General features: G+C 67.0%; 22 protein-coding genes and 2 riboswitches. Of the genes, 14 read left to right on the top strand and 8 right to left on the bottom strand.

Features of this window, described 5'->3' with window-relative positions; translation table 11 throughout:
- Positions 1 to 22: 22 nt before the first annotated feature.
- Together F8O06_RS04405 and F8O06_RS04400 are read left to right on the top strand one after the other, a co-directional pair.
- Entirely contained in the window at positions 23 to 718 is a 696-nt protein-coding gene (locus F8O06_RS04405; RefSeq protein ID WP_158031197.1) for a FadR/GntR family transcriptional regulator, read from the top strand.
- A 122-nt stretch (positions 719 to 840) separates the two neighbouring features.
- Positions 841 to 2,547 carry an L-lactate permease gene (locus F8O06_RS04400; RefSeq protein WP_158037706.1) on the top strand — a complete coding sequence of 569 codons (1,707 nt, stop codon included), beginning with the start codon at positions 841 to 843 and terminating at the stop codon, positions 2,545 to 2,547.
- Between the two features lie 241 nt (positions 2,548 to 2,788).
- On the opposite strand, the gene F8O06_RS04395 is transcribed toward F8O06_RS04400, so the two are convergent.
- Complete coding sequence (locus F8O06_RS04395; protein ID WP_158037705.1) at positions 2,789 to 3,199, bottom strand: hypothetical protein; 411 nt, start codon at positions 3,197 to 3,199, stop codon at positions 2,789 to 2,791.
- A gap of 134 nt (positions 3,200 to 3,333) precedes the next feature.
- Here F8O06_RS04395 and F8O06_RS04390 point away from each other — a divergent pair, with 134 nt between their 5' ends.
- Positions 3,334 to 4,893 (top strand): helix-turn-helix domain-containing protein, encoded by a 1,560-nt coding sequence (locus tag F8O06_RS04390; RefSeq protein ID WP_158037704.1) that lies wholly within the window; start codon positions 3,334 to 3,336, stop codon positions 4,891 to 4,893.
- Between the two features lie 46 nt (positions 4,894 to 4,939).
- Here the strand turns inward: F8O06_RS04390 and F8O06_RS04385 are convergent, their stop codons facing one another.
- Complete coding sequence (locus F8O06_RS04385; RefSeq protein WP_158037703.1) at positions 4,940 to 5,728, bottom strand: sulfite exporter TauE/SafE family protein; 789 nt, start codon at positions 5,726 to 5,728, stop codon at positions 4,940 to 4,942.
- A 153-nt stretch (positions 5,729 to 5,881) separates the two neighbouring features.
- Between F8O06_RS04385 and F8O06_RS04380 the strand changes: the two genes are divergently transcribed.
- Positions 5,882 to 6,601 (top strand): DedA family protein, encoded by a 720-nt coding sequence (locus F8O06_RS04380; protein WP_225733397.1) that lies wholly within the window; start codon positions 5,882 to 5,884, stop codon positions 6,599 to 6,601.
- Entirely contained in the window at positions 6,594 to 7,391 is a 798-nt protein-coding gene (locus F8O06_RS04375) for an SGNH/GDSL hydrolase family protein (protein ID WP_225733396.1), read from the top strand. Before F8O06_RS04380 ends, F8O06_RS04375 begins: the two co-directional genes overlap by 8 nt.
- Positions 7,392 to 7,426: 35 nt before the next feature.
- On the opposite strand, the gene F8O06_RS04370 is transcribed toward F8O06_RS04375, so the two are convergent.
- Positions 7,427 to 8,113, bottom strand: coding sequence for a M48 family metallopeptidase (locus F8O06_RS04370; protein WP_158037702.1), 687 nt, complete (start codon positions 8,111 to 8,113; stop codon positions 7,427 to 7,429).
- Positions 8,114 to 8,254: 141 nt separating this feature from the next.
- On the opposite strand from F8O06_RS04370, the gene F8O06_RS04365 reads away from it, so the two are divergent.
- The 3 genes from F8O06_RS04365 to thiD all read left to right on the top strand — a co-directional run bounded on the left by F8O06_RS04365 (position 8,255) and on the right by thiD (position 11,320).
- Entirely contained in the window at positions 8,255 to 9,514 is a 1,260-nt protein-coding gene (locus tag F8O06_RS04365; RefSeq protein WP_158037701.1) for an MFS transporter, read from the top strand.
- Positions 9,515 to 9,621: 107 nt separating this feature from the next.
- Positions 9,622 to 10,335 (top strand): DsbA family protein, encoded by a 714-nt coding sequence (locus tag F8O06_RS04360; RefSeq protein ID WP_192496838.1) that lies wholly within the window; start codon positions 9,622 to 9,624, stop codon positions 10,333 to 10,335.
- Between the two features lie 35 nt (positions 10,336 to 10,370).
- Positions 10,371 to 10,466, top strand: a riboswitch (TPP riboswitch).
- Entirely contained in the window at positions 10,457 to 11,320 is an 864-nt protein-coding gene (thiD, locus tag F8O06_RS04355) for a bifunctional hydroxymethylpyrimidine kinase/phosphomethylpyrimidine kinase (RefSeq protein ID WP_225733395.1), read from the top strand. (Overlaps the previous riboswitch by 10 nt.)
- 31 nt (positions 11,321 to 11,351) lie before the next feature.
- Here thiD and moeB read toward each other — a convergent pair whose 3' ends face one another.
- The 4 genes from moeB to F8O06_RS04335 all read right to left on the bottom strand — a co-directional run bounded on the left by moeB (position 11,352) and on the right by F8O06_RS04335 (position 14,836).
- A complete protein-coding gene (moeB, locus tag F8O06_RS04350) occupies positions 11,352 to 12,542 on the bottom strand; it encodes a molybdopterin-synthase adenylyltransferase MoeB (RefSeq protein ID WP_158037699.1) in 1,191 nt (396 codons plus the stop codon).
- Positions 12,539 to 13,324 carry a thiazole synthase gene (locus tag F8O06_RS04345; protein ID WP_158031187.1) on the bottom strand — a complete coding sequence of 262 codons (786 nt, stop codon included), beginning with the start codon at positions 13,322 to 13,324 and terminating at the stop codon, positions 12,539 to 12,541. The genes moeB and F8O06_RS04345 overlap by 4 nt, the downstream gene beginning before the upstream one ends.
- Position 13,325: 1 nt before the next feature.
- Positions 13,326 to 13,562, bottom strand: a complete 237-nt coding sequence (thiS, locus tag F8O06_RS04340; protein WP_158037698.1) for a sulfur carrier protein ThiS — start codon at positions 13,560 to 13,562, stop codon at positions 13,326 to 13,328.
- Positions 13,559 to 14,836, bottom strand: coding sequence for an FAD-dependent oxidoreductase (locus F8O06_RS04335; protein WP_158037697.1), 1,278 nt, complete (start codon positions 14,834 to 14,836; stop codon positions 13,559 to 13,561). The genes thiS and F8O06_RS04335 overlap by 4 nt, the downstream gene beginning before the upstream one ends.
- Positions 14,829 to 14,962: riboswitch (TPP riboswitch) on the bottom strand. It overlaps the preceding gene by 8 nt.
- A 112-nt stretch (positions 14,963 to 15,074) precedes the next feature.
- Between F8O06_RS04335 and thiE the strand changes: the two genes are divergently transcribed.
- The 5 genes from thiE (at position 15,075) to F8O06_RS04310 (ending at position 20,260) form a co-directional block, all read left to right on the top strand.
- Complete coding sequence (gene thiE, locus F8O06_RS04330) at positions 15,075 to 15,713, top strand: thiamine phosphate synthase (protein WP_158038201.1); 639 nt, start codon at positions 15,075 to 15,077, stop codon at positions 15,711 to 15,713.
- A gap of 60 nt (positions 15,714 to 15,773) precedes the next feature.
- A complete protein-coding gene (locus F8O06_RS04325; protein ID WP_158038200.1) occupies positions 15,774 to 16,673 on the top strand; it encodes a fructose bisphosphate aldolase in 900 nt (299 codons plus the stop codon).
- Between the two features lie 24 nt (positions 16,674 to 16,697).
- A complete protein-coding gene (ybaK, locus tag F8O06_RS04320; protein ID WP_158037696.1) occupies positions 16,698 to 17,213 on the top strand; it encodes a Cys-tRNA(Pro) deacylase in 516 nt (171 codons plus the stop codon).
- Positions 17,214 to 17,589: 376 nt separating this feature from the next.
- A complete protein-coding gene (locus tag F8O06_RS04315) occupies positions 17,590 to 18,393 on the top strand; it encodes an alpha/beta fold hydrolase (protein ID WP_192496837.1) in 804 nt (267 codons plus the stop codon).
- A gap of 25 nt (positions 18,394 to 18,418) precedes the next feature.
- Entirely contained in the window at positions 18,419 to 20,260 is a 1,842-nt protein-coding gene (locus F8O06_RS04310; protein ID WP_158037694.1) for a sigma-54-dependent Fis family transcriptional regulator, read from the top strand.
- Here F8O06_RS04310 and F8O06_RS04305 read toward each other — a convergent pair whose 3' ends face one another.
- Positions 20,261 to 20,806: a DUF779 domain-containing protein gene (locus tag F8O06_RS04305; RefSeq protein WP_158031181.1), complete on the bottom strand. Its 546-nt coding sequence runs from the start codon at positions 20,804 to 20,806 to the stop codon at positions 20,261 to 20,263.
- Between F8O06_RS04305 and F8O06_RS12165 the strand changes: the two genes are divergently transcribed.
- The gene (locus tag F8O06_RS12165; protein WP_192496836.1) at positions 20,805 to 20,972 is read left to right on the top strand and encodes a hypothetical protein; all 168 of its coding nucleotides are present in this window, start codon (positions 20,805 to 20,807) and stop codon (positions 20,970 to 20,972) included. The two genes, F8O06_RS04305 and F8O06_RS12165, sit on opposite strands and share 2 nt — an antisense overlap.
- Positions 20,973 to 21,001 lie beyond the last annotated feature (29 nt).

The raw sequence follows: 21,001 nt of genomic DNA, 5'->3' as shown, positions 1-21,001 counted from the left end.
TGTAGGGTATCCTCATCTCGCTATGAGAGCACATGAGACGGTGATGTCCTGGGTCAGAGACCAGCTTGCTGCGGGTACGCTCGCGGTCGGCGATCGTCTGCCCGGAGAACGCCAGCTCGCCGAGCAGCTCGGGGTCTCACGCAGCACGGTTCGAGAGGGCCTGCGCATTCTCGAGGCACTCGGCACGCTCACCTCTGCGACGGGCTCAGGCCCGAACTCCGGCACCATCGTGATTGCCGAGCCGCAGCAGGCTCTCGCACTCGCGCTCGGAATGCAGCTCAGCTCACGCAGTGTGCGATTCGAAGACGTCGTACACACTCGTCTGCTGCTCGAGTCTTGGGTCGCAGGCCACGCTGACCCCGGCTACACCGACTGGGAGGTCGCCCAGCGTCTGCTCGATCGTATGGCCGACCCCGACCTTCCCGTCGAGCAGTATCTGGCGCTGGACGCCAGCTTTCACGCCGCGCTCGCAGACGCTGCGGCCAATCCGCTCATCTCCACGCTCATGGACGGCATGCGCACGGCAATCGCCGACCACACACTCGACCGCGCAAGACAGCTGCCAGATTGGCCGACCACCGCACGCACGCTGCACGCCGAGCACACCGGCATCCTCGAGGCGTTTCGTCGCGGCGACCACGAGGCGGCGACGCGCCTGGTGACCGACCACATCACGGGCTACTACCAGCTGACCGAGGCCCACACCGCAGCAGCCTGACTCGCTTCTGAGACACTAACCGTATTTCACGACTTGACGTGGTCTGACCACGCCAGATAATCTGCCCGAACGACGCATCTGCGTCTCTAACGTCCGACTTCTCGAAGGAGAGAATCACGACCATGTCGCCCTCAGACACCGCGGTCCTGCTTAGCGATGGCTTCACTCCCAATCTGGAGTCAAGCCTCATCGGCGGCAGCCTTCCGCTTACTGCTCTCGTCTCACTCATCCCACTCGTGGTGTTCTTCGTGCTGTTGGGAGGGTTCAAGATCAGTGCTCTGCGCTCCGGTCTCGGAGCGCTGCTGACGGCGATGCTCGTCGCCATCTTCGGTATGAAGATGTCGGTCGGGCTCACCTTCGCCGCAGCGACCCAAGGAGCGGTCTTCGGCCTGTTCCCGATCATGTGGATCGTCATCACGGCGATCTGGTTCTACGAGGTCACCGTGCTCAGCGGGCGCAGCGACGACTTGCGGCGCATCTTCTCGAGCGTCGGTCGCGGCGACATGCGCATCCAGGCTGTGCTGATCGCCTTCTGCTTCGGCGGCCTGCTCGAGGCGCTCGCCGGATTCGGCGCGCCCGTCGCGATCACCGGTGTGATGCTGGTGGCGCTCGGTCTGCCGCCGCTGCGCGCCGCGCTCGCGGTGCTGGTCGCGAACACCGCCCCGGTCGCCTTCGGCGCCATGGCCGTGCCGATCACCACCGCCGGCAACCTGACCGCCGGTGACGGCGACAAGCGGGCCCAGGCCGAGGCGATCGCACAGGTCGTCGGCGTGCAGACCCCATTGATCGCATGGGTTGTGCCGATTCTGCTGCTGCTCATCCTCGACGGCTTCCGCGGTGTGCGCCAGCTCTGGTTCCCCGCACTGGTGACCGGCCTCACCTTCTCTGTGCTGCAGTGGTGGTGCGCGCACCACTTCGTCTACGAGCTCACCGACGTCGTCGCTGCACTGGGCGGCTTCCTGATCGCCACCATCCTGCTCAAGTTCTGGAAGCCCACGACCCCCGAAGATCAGATGTCGAAGGTCAAAGAAGAGCCGCTAACCGGCGTGCGTGTCTGGATGGCTCTGCTGCCGTACATCATCGTCATCGCACTCTTCGGCTTCACCAAGCTCTGGACGATGGGCGCCAACATTCCGAAGCTGCTGGCAGGCACCGACCTGAAGATTCCCTGGCCCGGCCTCAGCCAGAGTCTGATGACCGCCGACGGCAAGATCTCTTCGTCGGCCACGTACACACTGACATGGCTGTCGTCGCCCGGTACGACGCTGCTGATCGCCGGAATCATCGTCGCCATCGTGTTCAGCATCTTCACCGCAGGCGGCAAGTTCAGCATGACCGTCGGGCAGGCTCTCGCAGAGTTCTGGCACACCATTGTGAAGTCGCGCATCTCGCTGGCCACGGTTGCCACCGTGCTGTCGATCGCGTACGTCATGAATCTCTCCGGGCAGACCATCTGGATCGGTCAGTGGCTCGCCGCAACCGGCGTGTTCTTCGCCTTCCTGTCGCCGATCCTCGGCTGGCTCGGCACGGCGGTCACCGGGTCAGACACCTCGGCGAACGCTCTCTTCGCGAAGCTGCAGCAGACGGCTGCGCACCAGATCGGCATCAATGAGCACCTGCTCACGGCTGCCAACACGTCAGGTGGCGTCGTGGGCAAGATGATCAGCCCGCAGAACCTGACGATCGCCGCAACGTCTGTCGATCTCAAGGGTCAGGAGTCGACCATTCTGCGCAAGGCGCTCCCCTGGTCGCTCGGCCTGCTGCTGATCGTCTGCATCATCGTGTTCCTGCAGTCGACACCGGTGCTCGGCTGGATGATCCCCGCCTGATCCACCGTTGATCAGCTCGACTGCTGATCAGCACTCGGCCCGGTCTGCCTCGCACTCTCGCGAGGCAGACCGGGCCTTTTCATATGCCCTTACGGCTGCGTGGTCTGGCTGGATGCCCGTGGTTCGTCGGCACCCCAGGTGCAGACGCGACCGGCTCAGGGGCGCCAGACTCTGTGCTGCGCACGACGCATCCCCTGCTGCCGCCACCAGCGACCTGCGCGAGGCGCGTCTGTGTGAAGCGCTACTTGCCCGAGAGCTTGCGCAGACCGAGCCCGACCAGGGTTCCGATCATGCCGACGACGAAGCACTCGCCTACGATGATCGTGGCCGACATGACGTCGAACGGCCGCATGAAGATCAGCACCACGACGGCCGAAATGACCGCGACGGCCGCCGGCAGCTGCCACAGCTCGCTCGGGTGCTCACGCCCCCGACCCCAGATGGCCCCGAACACGACCGCGATGATCGGCGAGACATAGGCGAACCATGCGAGCGTCCAGATCTCGTGATTCGGCACGAAGAGCAGCACGATCAGAGGCACCAGCATGATGCCAGCCGCCCAGGCGGTCAGCTTCCACCCCGCCCACCCGCGCTCTCGTGGTCCAGACGAGGCGCTCATGCGTGGTTTCGGGTTGCGGGAGTCGGCGTTCATCTGAATGCTCCTTCGTGGCAGAGGCTGCGGCACATCCGCACCGGGTTCAGACTACCGAGCCGAAACCGCGACCGCCTGCTCAGACCCTGCGTGTCACATTCCGAATATCTCAGATACGAGATACACTCGCGCATATGACTCAGGCGATCAAGACCACACCCAACGCCCCCTCGCCCTTCGTGAAGCAGGTCGGGCTGCTGATTCGCAGCGCCCGGCAGGGCCGCAATCTCACCCAGGCTGAGCTCGCCGAACAGGTCGGCACCAGTCAGTCGGCGATCAACCGCATCGAGCACGGCAGCCAGAACATCGGCGTCGAACTGCTCGGCCGCATCAGCGACGCGCTCGGACGAGAACTGATCAACCTCGAAGACCGCCCTCGACACACGCATCTGCGCGTGCACGGCGGAAAGAAGCTGCACGGCGAGATCGATGTCAAGACCAGCAAGAACGGCGCCGTCGCACTGCTCTGCGCATCGCTGATGAACCGCGGCACGACGCGCCTGCATCGCGTCGCCCGCATCGTCGAGGTCGATCGCATCATCGACGTGCTGCGCAGCCTGGGCGTCAGCGTCACCTGGAGCGATGACGGCAACGACGTCGAGATCCGGGTTCCCGCAGACCTCGATCTAACCCACATCGATGAGGCCGCCGGTCGGCGCACCCGCAGCATCATCATGTTCCTCGGGCCGCTGCTCGGCAGCCACTCCCGCTTCGACCTGCCCTATGCCGGCGGCTGCGATCTTGGCGAGCGATCGGTGCAGCCGCACCTGATCGCTCTGCAGGCATTCGGCCTCGGTATCAAGGCCGAAGCCGGCTGGTACCACGCCACCGTGTCGCAGGACACCCCGCAGGACGTCTCGATCGTGCTCACCGAACGCGGCGACACCGTCACCGAGAACGCGATCATGGCGGCCGCGGTGCACGACGGAGTCACCACCATCCGCAACGCCAGCCCCAACTACATGGTGCAGGATCTCTGCTTCTACCTCGAGCTGTTGGGCATCGAGATCGAGGGCATCGGCACCACCACCCTGCGCATCACCGGCCGCAGCCACATCGACGCAGACGTCGACTACTGGCCCAGCGAAGATCCGATCGAGGCCATGAGCCTGCTGACGGCGGGCATCGTCACCGACTCGCAGATCACCGTGCGTCGCGTGCCGATCGAGTTCATGGAGATCGAACTCGCGACCCTGCACGAGATGGGACTGCAGTACTCGCTCTCAGCGGAGTACGCCGCGCACAACGGCCGCACGCGGCTGGTCGACGTCACGGTCTTTCCCTCGACGCTGCGCGCTCCGATCGACAAGATCCATTCCATGCCGTTCCCGGGTCTGAACATCGACAACCTGCCGTTCTTCACGGTGATCGCCGCCTGCGCCAACGGGCACACCCTCATTCACGACTGGGTGTACGAGGGTCGTGCCATCCATCTGACCGACCTCACCCGTCTCGGCGCCGACGTTCGGCTGCGCGACCCGCATCGCCTCGACGTGACCGGCCCGACCCATTGGTCTGGTGCCGAGATCAGCTGCCCGCCGGCGCTGCGCCCCGCGGTCGTCATTCTGATCGCGATGCTCGCGGCCAAGGGCGAGAGCGTGCTGCGCGACGTCGACATCATCGCCCGCGGCTACGAGCAGCTGCAGGAGAGACTCGTCTCGCTCGGTGCCGACATCGAGACGTTCTTCGACTGATCCGCCAGCGCAACCGCACCCTGGCCTCTCGCCTGCGGCTGTTCGGTCACACGCCGAACAGCTGCAGTACGAGGCGAACGATCAGCGCGCTCACCACGATCACCAGCATCCATCGCACGAATCGTGCCCCCAGACGCATGGTAAGCCGTGCCCCGAGATAGCTGCCGACGAGGTTCGCCGCGCCGAGCAGAATCGCCAGCGGCCAGTGCACCGCCTGCAACGGGATGAAATATGCCAGGGCGCCCAGGTTGGTGGCCACGTTCACGATCTTCGCCCCACCCGCGGCACGAAGCAGATCGGCCTGCAGCACCAGCGTGATGCCCAGCACCAGGAACACGCCGGTGCCCGGCCCCAGCAGGCCGTCGTAGAAGCCGAGCACCAGGCCGAGGGCCAGCCCGCGCAGCATCGCGAACGACACGCTGCCGACGTCGTCACGTGGACGGCTGCCGAGCTCCGGTCTCATCAGGGTGAAGATCAGCACGCCGACGAGCACCACGACGATGATCGGCGTGAAGATGCCGGCCGGCAGCCGTGCGGCGAGCACCGCCCCGCCGAACGAAGCCGCGAACGCCGCGACGACGACGGGGGCCAGCATTCGCCAGTCTGGCCGCACCCGCCTCGCAAAGGTGATCGAGCTGGTGATCGTGCCGCACGCCGAAGCGACCTTGTTCGTCGCCAACGCCTGCACCGGTTGAAATCCTGGCACGAGCAGCAGCGCCGGCAGCTGGATGAGCCCGCCGCCGCCCACGATCGAATCGACCAGCCCCGCGATCAGCGAAGCGACGACCAGGCCGATCGGCACCCAGATCGGCATTGCGTCGAGACTCTCGAACATATTGAGTCAATATACCGGGCGGCCGATCCCCCGAGTCGACGAGGGTCACGCGACGAAGCTGTCGATTGGTTGTGAGCTGGCCATGAGGTTCGGCGACGCTGTCCGAGCCGTGACGGGAGTCACCGTAGACTGTCGGGGTACGAGAGGCAGTGCATGACCGAGATGTTCGACGCGTTCGACGCGACTCTGCTCACGATGTCGTCCAGCCCCTGGGTTCTCGTCTTCCTGTTTCTCTTCATCGCGATCGACGCGTTCTTTCCACCCGTGCCGAGTGAGTCTCTGGTGGTCGCCTTGGCGGCGCTGGCCGTCGCGCAGGGCGAGCCTCAACTCTGGATGCTGCTGCTCGTCTCAGCGGTTGCCGCGGCAACCGGCGACAACATCGCCTTCTGGCTCGGTTCGCGACTGCATCTGGATCAGCGCGCCTGGGCGGCCCGTCCGCGCATGCAGCGGCTCATCCAGACCGCGCGCCACACGCTGCACCGCCGTCCGGCCGTTCTCATACTCGCCGCCCGCTACATTCCCGTCGGGCGCGTCGTCGTCAATATGACCGCCGGAGCCACGGACTTTCCCTGGCGCCGGTTCGCCCCGCTCAGTCTGCTCGCCGGAGCCAGCTGGTCGGTGTACTCGGTGCTCATCGGACTGCTCGCCGGAGCATGGGCCAAGCAGTCGCCGTTTCTCGCCGCCGTCCTCGCCATCGCCATCGCGCTCTCGCTGGGCGTGATCATCGATTGGTCGGTCAAACGCTGGCAGCGACACCGCCGGCGGGTGCTGCGCGCTCGCATTCGAGAGGATGCCATGCGCCGCCGCACCGACGAGTGGCGGTCACCGGCACCGGCGCCTGCGGCCAACAACGAAAGGAGTCTGCATGAGTGAGCTCTCAACGCCCGCCACCATGCGTTTTCAGCGTTTCGTCGCCATCGGCGACAGTTTCACCGAAGGCGTCGGAGACGAAGACCCGCAGGCTCCGGGCGGCGTACGAGGCTGGGCCGACCGAGCAGCCGAAGTTCTGGCCAGGCAGTCTCCCACGTTCGAATACGCCAACCTCGCCGTGCGCGGCAAGCTCATTCAGCCGATCGTTCGCGAGCAGGTCGACCGGGCCATCGCGATGCGGCCGGATCTCATCACGTTCTGCGCCGGAGGCAACGACATTCTGCGCCCTGGCAGCGACCCCGACCGTGTGGCCGCCATCTTCGATCGCTCTCTGGCACGGCTGACCGCCACCGGTGCGACCGTGCTGATCTTCACCGGCCCCGATCTGCGCACCATGCCCGCCTTCGCTCTGATTCGCGGCAAGGTCGCCATCTACAACGAGAACATGCGCGCCAGCGCCGCACGCCGGGGTGCGCTGGTCGTGGACCAATGGGGGCTGCGCGCACTCCATGACCCCAGCCGCTGGGCGCCGGATCGTCTGCATCTTTCGCCCCTCGGCCACCATCTGATGGCCATTCGCGTGCTCGAGACGCTCGGTGTCGAACACGATCTCAGCCCCGAGCATGTGGCCGGGCCGCCTGTCGGTCGCTGGCACGTCACCTCGGCCGACGTCCAATGGGCCAGAGAGTATCTCTGGCCGTGGGCGATGCGGCGGCTGACCGGGCGCTCGTCGGCAGACGGTCGTCATGCCAAACTCGACCACCCGGTGCATCCGACAGACGACTCAGAGTAGGCCTCATCTGTCGCGCCGTGCCTGCGAACGCGCGGTCAGGCGGGTTCCTGCGCCCTGCACTCGCGGCCACCGGGTGCGAGCATGTCAGCGCGCGGATGCCCGAGCGCGGCCCGCAGACGACGCCACGCCGGCAGCGCGGCACTCATCATGGCCTGGAACTCGGCACCGTGGTTGTGCACTCGCAGATGCACGAGTTCGTGCACCACGACGTACTCGACAAAGGCGTCATCGTAGCGAGCCAGTTCGAGGCTGAAGCGAATGCGTCGGGTTGCAGGCGTGCAGCTTCCCCAGCGCGTGCGCATGAGACGCGGCGTCCACGTCGGCCGCGGCAGATCGAGACGCCGGGTCCACGATGCGATCAGAGCAGGCACGAGCTCCGCCAGTCGGGCCTTCGCCCATGCGATCTGCTCTTCAGACCAGTCGAGCTGCGGAACCGCGATGTCTCGCCGCCGCTCTTCGGCCAGACAGCGATCGATCCAGCTGCGATTGGTGCGCACGAAACGCCGCAGCTCGAACTCGCGCATGCCTGCCGGAGCCGTCAGCACCACAGAGCTCAGCGCGCCGAGAGCACTCTGTGGTGCACCGCCCACGCGCCCCACTCTGAGGCTCACGCGCCGCACGGGGCGACGACGAAGCACACAGACCAGGTCGTCGACCTGCAGCAGTTCGTCGTGTGCGCCGCGCTGCGTCACCATGGTGCCTTCTGCCCTCGCTCGTCTCATTCAGTCGCGCTGACTCTACCCTGACCGGCCGACACCGACACCGACACCGATCCCGAACCCGACCCCTGACCCCCGACCCCCGAGCAACGCGAGATTCAGCGCACCGAGAGCCGACAGCCTCCTCGGGTCTACACTGGCCGGATGAATCAGCTGCGTCGGTATGCCGTGCCGATCTTTCTTCCAGCTCTGCTCTTCGCGACCGCTGAGGCCTGCCTGGTGCCTGTGCTGCCGGCCAGAGCGGTCGAGCTCGGAGCCGACACCGCCCTCGCGGGGCTCATCGCCGGCATGCTGATGATCGGTCAGGTGATCGGCGATCTGCCCAGCAGCTGGATGGTCGCTCGTCTCGGCGAGCAGCGCACGATGATCGTGGCGGCTACCCTCGGCGCAGCCGGCGCCGCGGTTGCCGCAGTGGGATCGTCTGTGACCGTGCTGCTGGTCGGCACGCTGCTGGTCGGCATGGCCGCTGCCGCGTTCAACCTCGCCAGACACGCCCTGCTCACCGAGCTCGTGCCGGTCTCACATCGAGCCCGTGCCATGTCAGTGCTCGGCGGCACCGTCAGAGGCGGACTGTTTCTCGGCCCTATGATCGTCGCCCCGCTGATCGCATGGTTCGGCAGCACGTCGGCTTTCGTGGCCAGCATCGCGCTCAGCGTCGTGGTCGCCGTGCTGCTGGTGCTGATGCCCGACCCCGAGGCACTGCTGCGAGCTGGCCTTCCCACCGGGGCATCCACGTCTGAGGTGCCGGCCACAGAGCAGCCGCACGATGCCCACGCCTCCGACACCACGGCATCCGCCCCATCGCTGTGGCAGACCCTCGTCAGCTCGCGACGCGTGCTCGCGACCATGGGGCTGGGAATCGCCGCAGTGCAGCTGCTGCGATCCAGCCGCCAGGTCATTCTGCCGCTCTGGGGCACGCACATCGGCGCAGACACCGAGACCATCGCGCTGATCATGGGCATCGCGGGTGCCCTCGACCTCGCGCTCTTCTACGTGTCGGGCCAGCTCATGGATCGCTTCGGGCGGCTCTGGGTCGTGCTGCCGACGCTGCTCGGTCTGGCGGTGACACACCTCGCGCTGCTGCCGGTGCACGGGCCGTGGGGGCTGCTCGTCACGGCGAGCCTGATGTCTCTGGCCAACGGCCTCGGATCCGGCATCATCATGACCATGGGCGCGGATCTGGCGCCGGAGCATCACCCAGCGGCGTTTCTGGGAGCCTGGCGTCTGGTCGCAGACGCGGGCAGCGCGAGTTCGCCGCTGATTCTCTCCGGCCTCGCCGCCGCCGCCGGAATCGCGGCCTCTGCCGCGGTCATGGCCGGTCTGGGCGTCGTCGGAGCCTGGCTGCTGTGGCACTTCACGCCGAAGTTCCTGCCTCCGGAGCTCTCCGGTCGCGGTCGGGTCTGACACCCGCCGGCTCGTCTGGGGTCGCACCGCCCGGCCGGTCGTCGTGAGCGCGCACGCAGCTCTCGCTAGCATGGAGTCACCCTTTTCAGATGGATGAGAGACCGAACATGCCAGACTCCCCCGCGCCCGCTCAGCAGTCGTCGTCAGACGGAGCGCCTGCGCTCCGCGTCGAGACCTGGATCGACCTCGCCTGCCCATGGAGCTACATCGGGCTGAGCAATCTGCTCGCAGCGGTGCAGCGCTTCAGCGAAGAGCGGCCTGAGAACCGTGTGCTGCTCGGTCTGCGCAGCTATGAACTCAACCCCGATGCAGATGACGCAGACGCCCGCAGCGCGGCGCAGCACCTCGCCGACATCAAGGGCATCACGGTGTCTCAGGCCCAAACCGAGCTCGACCGAGTGACCGTGGCCGCCGCCGACGCCGGGCTCGACTTCCACTTCGACGTGCTGCAGCAGTCGAACACCGGTCTCGCCCACGAGCTGCTGCACGCGGCCCGTCTCGACCACCGGGAACGCGAAGTCGCACTGGCACTGTTTCACGCCCACTTCAGCGAGGGTCGCCACATCGGTCGTCTCGAGACGCTCGAGGAGATCGCCGGTGAGCAGGGCCTCGATGTCGCATCGATCAGTCGCGAGCTGACCACGCATTCGCATACGGGCGAGGTGCAGGCCGACGAACGACGCGCCGCCGAGCTCGGCATCTCATCAGTGCCGTTCTTCCTGTTCAACGATCGCTTCGGCGCCTCCGGTGCGCAGCCGGTCGAGGCCCTGCTCGAGGTGCTGCACGAGGTGCAGACGCGGGTCGGCGCCGACGCTCGCTGAGACTGACCCTCCGGGGTCGCAGGCGTATACTCTGGGCGTGTGACACGGGGTGCCCCGAACGAGGGCTGAGAAGAGACCCGTCGAACCTGCTCTCGTCAGCACGAGCGAAGGGATCGTCCAAATGACCGTCAACCATGCCGCATCACGCCCGAAGAGCATCCGCGTGCCGCGCATCCTCAGCATCGCAGGCACCGACCCCACCGGCGGAGCCGGGGTGCAGGCCGATCTGAAATCGATCTCGGCGATGGGCGGCTACGCCATGGCGGTCGTCACCGCGCTCGTGGCGCAGAACACCCGGGGCGTGCGCTCGGTGCACCTGCCGCCGGTCTCTTTTCTGCGCGAGCAGCTGGAGGCGGTGTCTGACGACGTGGAGATCGACGGCGTGAAGATCGGCATGCTCGCCGACGCCGACACCGTCACGACGGTGAAGGCCTGGCTTGACGAGGTGCGGCCGCCGATCGTGGTGCTCGACCCGGTGATGGTGGCCACCAGCGGCGACCGCCTGCTCGCCGAAGAGGCCGAGGCGGCCGTGCGAGATCTCTGCCGCAGTGCCGATCTGATCACCCCCAACGTTCCAGAGCTCGCGGTGCTCGCCGACGCGTCTGAGGCACAGACGTGGGCGGATGCCGTGGCTCAGGCCCGACTCGTCAGCGCACGCTGCGATACCGTAGTGCTCGTCAAAGGCGGGCATTTGGTCGGCGATCGCGTGCACGACGCGCTTGTCGACGCCCGGTCTGACCCTGAGGGGTCGCCCGTGCCCGACGGGCTCTTCGAAGCCGACGCTCCGCGCGTCGACACCGACTGCACGCACGGAACCGGATGCACGCTCTCTTCGGCCATGGCGACTCGCCTCGCCGCAGGCGACGACTGGCCCACCGCGCTGATCACCGTCAAGGCCTGGCTCACCCGGGCGCTGCGCAGCGCCGACGCTCTGCACGTCGGGCAGGGTCACGGCCCGGTCGATCACTTCGTCGACCTGCGCTGAGGCTCGACGCCGAGCCAGTCGCAGCGATGGTTCAGTAGCGCGGCAGCGAGGGATCGACCGTCTGCACCCAGCCCATCGTGCCGCCCACCACCTGTCGCACGTTGGTGCGTCCGGAGTCACGCAGCATTTCGAGCGCCTGCGTCGAGCGCGCACCCGTCTTACAGACCAGAATGACCTCGCGTCCGGCCGGGACGTCGAAGGCCCGGGCACGGATCTCGTGCTGCAGCCGGGCCAACGGCAGCAGCCGCGCGCCCGGAATGTGCACGAGGTCGAACTCGTCCGGTTCTCGCACATCGATGAGATCGAAGTCGATCTCGCCGGCGGCTCGTCGCTGCAGCAGCGACTGCAGATCGAGAGCCGTCACACTGGTTCCCTGTGCCGTGCCCGGCGTGCCGCAGAGCTCGACGTAGTCGGCCTCGAGATCGTGCACCCTGGCCCGGTCGGGGTCGGCCGTCAGTCGCAGCTCGCGCCATCGGCCCGCTGCCGCGTCCAGCACCTGCACACGGTTGACCAGAGGCTCGCCGATGCCGGTGATGAGCTTGATCGCCTCACCGGCCATCACCGTTCCGATCATGCCCGGCAGCACACCGAAGACTCCCCCTTCGGCGCAGGAGGGCACCTCGCCGGGCTCTGGCGGCTCAGGAAAGAGGTCGCGGTAGCCCGCGTCGATGCCGAAGACGCTGACCTGTCCCTCATAGCGCAGAATCGATCCCCAGACCACCGGTCGTCCGGTGATCTCTGCCGCGTCTGCCACAAGGTAGCGGGTGGCGAAGTTGTCGGCACCGTCGACGACGAGGTCGTACTCGGCGAACAGGCGCAGCGCATTGTCTCGATCAAGCCGCACGGCATGAGCCTCGAGGTTCACCAGCGGATTGATGCGCGCCACCGTCTGCGCCGCCGAGGTCACTTTGAGCTCGCCGATGCGGTCGACGCCGTGAATGACCTGCCGCTGCAGATTCGACTCGTCGACCCGGTCGTCGTCGACGACACCGATCGTGCCCACGCCGGCCGCTGCCAGATACTCCAGCACCGGCGATCCGAGACCGCCTGCGCCGATGACCAGCACACGGGCGGCCTTCAGCCGACGCTGCGCTGCCTCGCCTGCCCCGGGCAGAATGAGCTGGCGGGAGTACCTGCGTCGCTCGTCGTCGGTGAGCCCGGGCAGCTCGTCGAGAGACTGGAGCCTCTCGACGAACGATGCGATGTGATCGACGCCACTCACAGGTCGGGCCGGCCTTCGACAGGAGACGACGCCAGTGCGTCCGCCCTCTTCGGAATGCGCCCGCCGAGAGCGGCGAGCCGCCCAGCCACGACCGCGTGCCGGAATGCGCGCGCCATGACCGCCGGATGCTCCGCTCGCGTCACCGCCGTGGCGAGCAGCACCGCGTCGCACCCGAGCTCCATGGCGAGAGCCGCATCGCTGGCCGTGCCCACGCCGGCGTCGAGCACCACGGGTACTCCGGCGTTCGCGGTGATCGCCGCGATGTTGTGCGGGTTCAGAATGCCCAGCCCGGTGCCGATCGGCGCCCCGAGCGGCATGATCGCCGCGGCACCGGCCTGCTCGAGATGGCGCGCCAGAATCGGGTCGTCGTTGGTGTAGACCATGACGTCGAACCCGTCGTTGACCAGCTGCTCGGTGGCGTCGGCGAGTTCGAGCCCGTCGGGCAGCAGCGTCTGGTCGTCAGCGATGACCTCGAGCTTCACCAGGTTCGTCTCGAGCGCCTCGCGCGCAAGCTGAGCGGTGAGAACGGCCTCACGCGCGGTGAAGCAGCCGGCCGTGTTGGGCAGCACCTCGATGTCGTTGCGCCGCAGGATGTCGAACAGGCTCGGCCCAGCCGAAGGGGTGTGCCGTCGCATCGCGACCGTCGTCAGCTCGGTGCCGCTGGCCAGCAGTGCCTGTTCCAGCCCGTCGAGGCTGGGTGCGCCGCCGGTGCCCATGATCAGCCGCGAACGGTACGATCGCCCTGCGACCTCGAAGAGATCGTCATCGTCGTGGTCAGCCATCTCAGCCTCCTTGTTTCGCGGTCACGAGTTCGATGCGGGCCTGCGGTGTGAGCACCGTCTGCGCCCAGCGGCCGCGCGGCACGATCGTCTCGTCTACGGCCACCGCGACGCCGAGCCGCGAGCCGTCGGCGGGTCGGCCGTCGGCGGCGAGCGGGGTGCCGGTTCGTTCGGCCACGAGGGCGAGCACCGAGTCGGCCTCGGTCTCGACGGCCTCGCCGTTCAGAATGATCTGTGTCATGCGGATGCTCCTGTGGTGGTCTCGGATCGATCGTCTGACGAGAAGCGCCAGGGGTCGAACGCCTGCCAGTCGGATGCTGCGGCGGTGCCGTCGACGAGATCGGAGATCACGACGGCGTTCTGAGCGCTGAGCAGGATGCCATGGCGGTGGGTGCCGGTGTTGGCGAGCAGCCCGTCGGCGACTCGGCCGAGCAGAGGCGCGTTGTCCGGTGTGCCGGGGCGGGCACGAGCAGTGGCCTCGATGAGTTCGAGGTCGTCGACCGCCGGCAGCAGCTCGTGGGCGTCGCGAAGCAGCTGCAGCACGCTGCCTGCGAGCACGGCGTCTCGAGCGTCTTCGCGTTCGGTCGCCCCGATCACGACCGTTCCGTCTTCGCGCGGCACGATGTAGACGCTGCGGCCGTGGACGAGGCCGCGGATCGTGTGGGTGGTGAGCGGGCGCAGCTGCTCCGGAGTGCGCAGACGCAGCACGTCGCCGTGCACCGGGCGGATCGGCCAGACCAGACCTCGCGGCAGGCCGCCGAGCCTCGGGCTCTCCAAACCGTTGGCCACCACGACTTCGTCTGCCTCGATGACCTGTTGCGCCGACACGCTCGGGGTCGGGCTCGCCGGCGGCACGTCGGCCACGACCTCGCTCGACGGCCACGCGGGCTGTTCGTCGAAGCGATGGGTGACTGGTCCTTCTCGACGTTCGCTCGGTTCGAGGCGAACGCCGATCACCCGCTCGTCTCGCCAGAGAAGCTCCACGGCGCGTTCCGGCACCACATGCACGTCGTCGCACACTTCGAGGGCCGATATATAGGCCCCGGCGAGGCGTCTCGGGGTGATCTGGTGGTCGTCGCGGGCCAGGAACGCCCCGCTGATGCCCGGGCCGAGCAGCGGCTCAAGCGCACGGGCCTCTCGTGAGGTGAGATCCTGCACGTCGAGCCCGAGTTCGAGCTGCTGGGCGCGCAGGCTTCGCAGCAGCTCGCGATCGGCGGCGTCGGCGGTGGCGACGATGGTCGGCGTCGACCGGTAGCCGGTGCCGACCACCGTCGCCTGGTCCAGCTCGGCGACGATCTGCGGGTAGAGACGCGCGGCCGGCACGGAGAGCGCGAGCAGACTCTCTTCTTCGAAGGCGTACTCGCTCACGGCGGCGAGCATCCCGGCCGCCGCATGACTCGCGCCCGAAGCGGGCGCCGGATCGACGATCGTCACCGCGTGACCGCGCTGATGCAGTCGCCACGCGGTCGCCAGGCCGACGACGCCGGCACCGATGACGATGACATGCTTGTTCATTCTGCTCGCTTCCTACGCCGGTATGATCCGGATCAGGTCGACGGTCTGCACACGATCACCGGCCTGTTTCGGCCTGGTGAATCGCGCGCACTCTCAGCCGAGTTCTCGGCTCCCGTGCTCATGTGGGGCAATTGTACCGCCCGGTTCGTACACTGGACGCATGATCGTCAAGTCTCAGCACGCTGACCGCTCCACCGACCCGCACGCCACACCTCGCACCCGAGAATGGCGACTGAGCATGCTGCAGCAGGCGCAGCTGTATCTGTGCACCGACGCCAGACTGGGCACCGGAGACTTCGACGAGTTCGTGGACGCCGCCTACCGCGGAGGCGTCGACATCATTCAGCTGCGCGACAAGCATCTCGACGCTGGTGATGAGCTGGAGTACTTCGAGCTGCTCGCGGCTGCGGCGCGCCGACATGGGCGACTCTTCGCCGCCAACGACCGAGCCGACGTCGCCACGCTGACCGGCGCCGACATCCTGCACGTCGGGCAGCGCGACCTCAGCGTCGCCGACGCTCGTTCGCTGCTGCCGGAGGGCACGCTCGTCGGCCTGTCGACGCATTCCCGAGTGCAGGCCGAGCAGGCGCGTCTGGGCGATCCTGACTATTACTGCATCGGGCCGGTCTGGCGCACTCCCACGAAACCGGGTCGGGCCCCGGTCACCCTCGACGCCGTACGACAGGTGCATACGCAGAGCCGTGGCGATGCCAAGCCGTGGTTCGCCATCGGCGGCGTCAACGCCGAGACCCTGGAGCAGGTGCTCGACGCCGGGGCGAACCGCATCGTGGTCGTACGTGCGATCACCCAGGCCGACGACCCCGAGGCCGCCGCTCGCGAGCTGCGCTCAGCGCTGCCCGAGCTCGCCACAGCGTGAGATAATGTTCGTCGTGTCGCACGACGGCACCCTGCTGACCAAACAAAGAAAGCGGTGACCATGTCATCAGTGTTCGATGCACAGTACGAGCGGTTCTCGACCGGTGCCGGCTTCCTGGCCGCGCTCGATCAGTCCGGAGGCAGCACGCCCAAGGCGCTGCGTCTCTACGGAGTGGACGAATCGCAGTACCGCAATGAGACCGAGATGTTCGACCTCATTCACGAGCTGCGCACTCGCATCATCACCAGCCCTGCTTTCACCAGCGAGCGTGTGCTCGGCGCGATTCTCTTCGAGCAGACGGTCGACCGTGAGATCAACGAGGCCCCGAGCGCGAAGTATCTCTGGAACGAGCTGGGCATCGTGCCGTTCCTGAAGATCGACAAAGGGCTCGCCGAGCTCAAAGACGGCGTGCAGGTGCTCAAGCCGATCCCGACGCTGCAGCAGCAGCTCGACAAGGCGAACGCGAACGAGGTCTTCGGCACGAAAGAGCGCTCGCTGATCAAACAGGCCAACGAGTCGGGCATCATCGCCGTCGTCGACCAGCAGTTCGAGCTGGCCGATCAGGTGCTCGACGCCGGGCTCGTGCCGATCATCGAGCCCGAGGTCGACATCACTGCAGCAGACAAGGCCGATTCCGAGTCGATTCTGCGCGATCAGATTCTGCAGCACCTCGATGCGCTGCCCGAGGGGCGCAACGTGACCCTCAAGCTCTCACTGCCCACCGAGGCCGGCTTCTACTCCGCTCTCGTCGACCACGACCGCGTCGTGCGCGTCGTCGCCCTCTCAGGTGGCTACAGCCGAGACGAGGCCAACGCGCTGCTGGCCAAGAATCCGGGAGTCATCGCCAGCTTCAGCCGCGCCCTCACCGAGGGTCTCACGGCGCAGCAGAGCGACGACGAGTTCAACCAGACGCTCGACGCCGCCATCGAGAGCATCTACCAGGCGTCGATCGCCGGCTGAAACACGCGAAAGAGATCGACACAGATGGCAGCGCACAGAGGGCACGGGTCGGCCACGCCGGCGACCCGTGCCCTCGACCGTGCCGGGGTGGCCTATCAGCTGCACGGCTTCGAGCATGACCCCGATGACCGACACTTCGGTGACGAAGCCGTCGACAAGCTCGACCTGCCGGCCGACCGCATCTTCAAGACGCTGGTCGTCGAGATCGACGGTGCTGCATCGCGCAGTCAGGATCTCGCCGTGGGCGTCGTGAGCCTGGATGCGCGACTCGATCTCAAGGCCATGGCGCACGCGCTGGGAGTCAAGCGGTGCCACATGGCCGATCCTCAGCTGGCGCAGCGCCGCACCGGCTATGTGGTCGGCGGCATCAGTCCGCTCGGGCAGAAGAGTCGCCTGCCCATCTTCGTCGACGAGGGCGCCCGCTCCATCGAGACCATGGTGGTCTCCGGCGGTCAGCGTGGGCTTGACGTCGAGCTGACGCCAGACGACCTCTGCAGCGTCACCGGGGCACGCTACGCCCCCATCGCCAAACGCGACTGAGCGGCGCCGGGCGCAGAGAACCGGTGGCGGCATCCACGCTGTGAGACACCACCACCGGTGTGAGAGTTCAGGTCAGCTCTCAGAGACGGCAGCCGAATCGTTGTGCTTCGATCCAGCGCGACGACGCGTGCCGAGCTCTCCGTCGACTTGGTCGGCGAAGTCGGTGCTCTGTGCAGTCATCGGGGACTCATCCTGCCAGATCTGTTCGAGATCAGCATCGAGCCCAGCTTCCTTCCGGGCCCTTCGCCCGGGATCCTTCTCTCGGTTCGTGCTCATGCCTGCAGTCTAAGCCGAGCACGAGCGGCTCACCTCGGAACCACGAGATGATATATCGACCCGCCGAAGGCCGATCGAGCGCATGAGGTACTCTCCACACATGCAGTCGTTCACCGTGCACTCATCGCTCGACGGCGTCGAACTGCGCTGCCGCCGTTTCAGCGCGACGGCAGCGACCGACCTGGCTCCAGTCATCATGCTGCACGGCACCGCGCTGTCGCAGTCCGTTTGGCGCGGCATGGGCTGGATCGACCCGGTTCTGCCGGCCCGCGACGTGCTCACCATGGATCTCCGCGGTCACGGCCGCAGCGGCAGACCGCACGACGCGACGGCCTACGACATGCACCACTTCGTCACAGACGTCTGCGATGTGCTCGACGCCGCTCAGATTCCCCAGGCGGCAGTCGTGGGCTATTCTCTCGGCGGTCGCATCATGTTCTCACTCGCTGCAGACCACCCCGCACGAGTCTCGACGATGGTGAGCGTGGCGGGATCGCCGCAGAACTCCCCCGGCGCATTCGATCGGGTCTTCTTTCCCGGCATCGTCGAGACGCTGCGACAGGGGTCTATGGAGCTGTTCATCGAGCGCTGGGAGCAGCATCTCGGCCGCCCACTCTCGGCTTCGACCGTTCTGGCCATGCGGATGAACGACCCGCTCGCCCTCGCCGCCTACATGACCGCGGCCGACGGAGATCGCGGCGTGCCGACCCACGTGCTCTCCACGATGCGCATGCCGACGCTGCTTCTGGCCGGCTGTGCGGATGCCGAACGCGAGCAGGCTGCCCGGCTGGCGGCCGCAAACCTGCCGAACGCCCGCATCCGCCTGCTCCCGGGGGTCACGCACAGCGGAATCCTGCGTTCGCCGACAGCGTGCCAGGCGACCGCAGACTTCCTCGCTCGCTGACAGATTCATCGCATAGACTGCACCCGTGTCAGTTCCGTCGCCTCTCATGCCCAAAGGCCTCTCTGGGGCCGTCCGGGCCCGCGAGCGGCTGATCACCTCCGGCGCCGTCGACGACGCGCTGCTGCGCCCTGAGATCGCCGACTCCTGGCGCCGCTGCCGCGAGGCCGATGTCTCGGCGCACGACCTGCAGCAGCTCACGCCGATCAGCAGCGTGGCTCAGACACCATTGGCCCGGCACTCGACCGAAGCGCTGCAGACCCTCGCCGGCGACCTCAGCGAGGTCAGCGCCGGCGTCGTCGTCGCCGACACCACCGGCAACATCGTGTCGGCCGCGTTCTGCGACATCTCCGGCCGCGACTCGCTCAGCGAGATCAACATGCTGCCCGGCTACTCTTTCGCCGAGGCGTCGGTCGGCACGAACGGCATCGGCACGACGCTCGCGACGGGCAGGCCCACGGCCGTCATCGGCGCCGAACACTTCAACGACGCCTTCCAGCAGTACGCCTGTGTCGGCCTGCCGCTGCGCCACCCGATCAGCGGTCAGCTCATCGGCGTCGTCGAGATGACCACCAAGGCCACCCGAGACGAACTCGCGACCAAGCTGATGCGTCACACCCTCAGCATCGCCAAGAGACGCATCGAGCATCGACTGCTGGACGAGACGACCAGCGAACGCCAGCCGCTGCTGCGCCTGTTCAGCGATCGCGACGCGCTGGCAACCGGACCGGTGCTCGCCTACGCCGACGGCTTCGAGATCTGCAACACCTGGGCGACGCTCACGCTCGACGTCGAAGACCGTGCCATGCTGCAGCGCACCGCCCTGCGCATGATCACCCAGCACAGCGCTGATCGCCGACAGGTTCGTCTGCACACCGGCGCCGAGTGCGTGATGAAGCCGACGCTGCTGATGTCGTCCGGGCTCGCTCAAGACGGTCTGGTGCTCGAGCTCGAGTTCATCGGCACCAGTCGCTCGCTCGGGGTCATCGGCCACACCGGCACGAGCAGCACCATGCGTCTGGGCGAGAACTATCGTCGCTTCGCAGACGTCCAGCTGCTCTCTGGTCGGTCTCCTCTGTGGCTGCAGACTCGCACCGATCTGGGCGCAGCACTGCGTCGACGCGAGTCGGTGCTCGCGGTCGGCGAGACCGGAACGGGCAAGACCTCGGCCGTCGACGAGATCTTCCACCAGCTCAAGCCCGACGGCCGCAGCACCATCGTCGAGCCCGAAGACCTGTATCGTCGCGTGCGTCGCGGCCGCGGCTTCGCACAGCTGCTCGCCGGCCGACCAGACCTGCTCATTCTGCGCAACATCCACTCGCTGCCGCAAGAGACCATCGAGCCGCTGGCCGAATTCCTGATCACGCGTTCCGCCGACGTGCTGGTGGCCGCGACGTACAACCCGTCGCACATGAGCGACCGGATGCCCTCGGCGCAGCTGCTTCCGTTCTTTCAGCACACCACGATGATTCCCGCTCTGCGACATCGCCCAGACGACATTCCCGGCATCGTCGCACAGTTTCTGCAGGTGCTCGCCGGCGACAGACAGCCGCTGCGCGTCGCTGACGACGCCATGGCCGCGCTGAGCCAGTCGAGCTGGCCCGGAAACCTCAAGCAGCTGCACGACGTGCTCGCGACGCTGGTCTCGAATCTCGAGCCCGGGCAGACCGTGCAGCGCAGCGACATCCCACGCTTCGCGAGCCTCAGCGATCTCATGGTGCTCACCGCCATGGAGGCCATCGAGCGGGATGCGATCGTGCAGAACCTGTACGAGTGCAACCGAAACAAGTCGGCGACGGCTCAGGCGCTGGGCATCTCGCGGTCGTCTCTCTACCGCAAGATGCGCGCCTACGGCCTGGAAGACATCTGATCAGAAGGTCGGCAGCTGACAGACCGAGCCGAACTCGCCGTCGAGATCGACCGGCGGCAGCGGTCTCGGCGTCTCAGCCCCTGCGTCGACTTCGGCCTTCGTGGGAGCCGGAGCCAGCTCGGCGGTCTCCTCGCTGCTGAAGAGGCGCCCGCGAGACAGAAAGACGTACCCTTCGGGCCCCTCCAGCGAGAATCCGCCCAGGCCCACACCCTCTGCCACGTCGATCACGACCTGTGTGTGCTCCCACGCCGAGAACTGTGTGCTGGAGATCCAGACCGGCGTGCCCGCGGCATCCGCACTGCTGCCGTCCAGGACGAAGCCCAGCAGTCGGTCGAGCGGTGAGACGATGTAGCTGCCCACTCGAAAGCATGCTGGCCCTGACCCCTCGCAGCAGCCGCCGGACTGATGGAAGATCACGTCGCCGTGCTTCTCACGGATGGTGTGCAGCACCGCCGCAGCCGCGGTCGTGATCACGACTCGCGAGTGCAGCGCCTGTTCGAGCAGTGCGGCCGGTGTGCCGTCGACTGACTCAGTGCGTGGGCTCATGATTGACTCCTTCGTCGAAGGCATCGAAGATGCCGGTGTTCCCATCGTGACGGACGCGCACGTCGAGCGCCAGCCATCGAAGACGATGACGGGGCGGCCCGCCGCTCCGAATCGGAACGATCGGGCACGCCCCGTCACGTCGATGTCCGAGTCGACACAGCTGTGACTCGGCCTGCGGTCACCCCCGTATGCTGC

The organism is Pseudoclavibacter sp. CFCC 14310, from assembly GCF_008831165.1.
In the GTDB taxonomy this organism is placed as follows: Bacteria; Actinomycetota; Actinomycetes; order Actinomycetales; family Microbacteriaceae; genus Pseudoclavibacter_A.
This window is presented reverse-complemented; position numbering and strand designations above follow the sequence as displayed.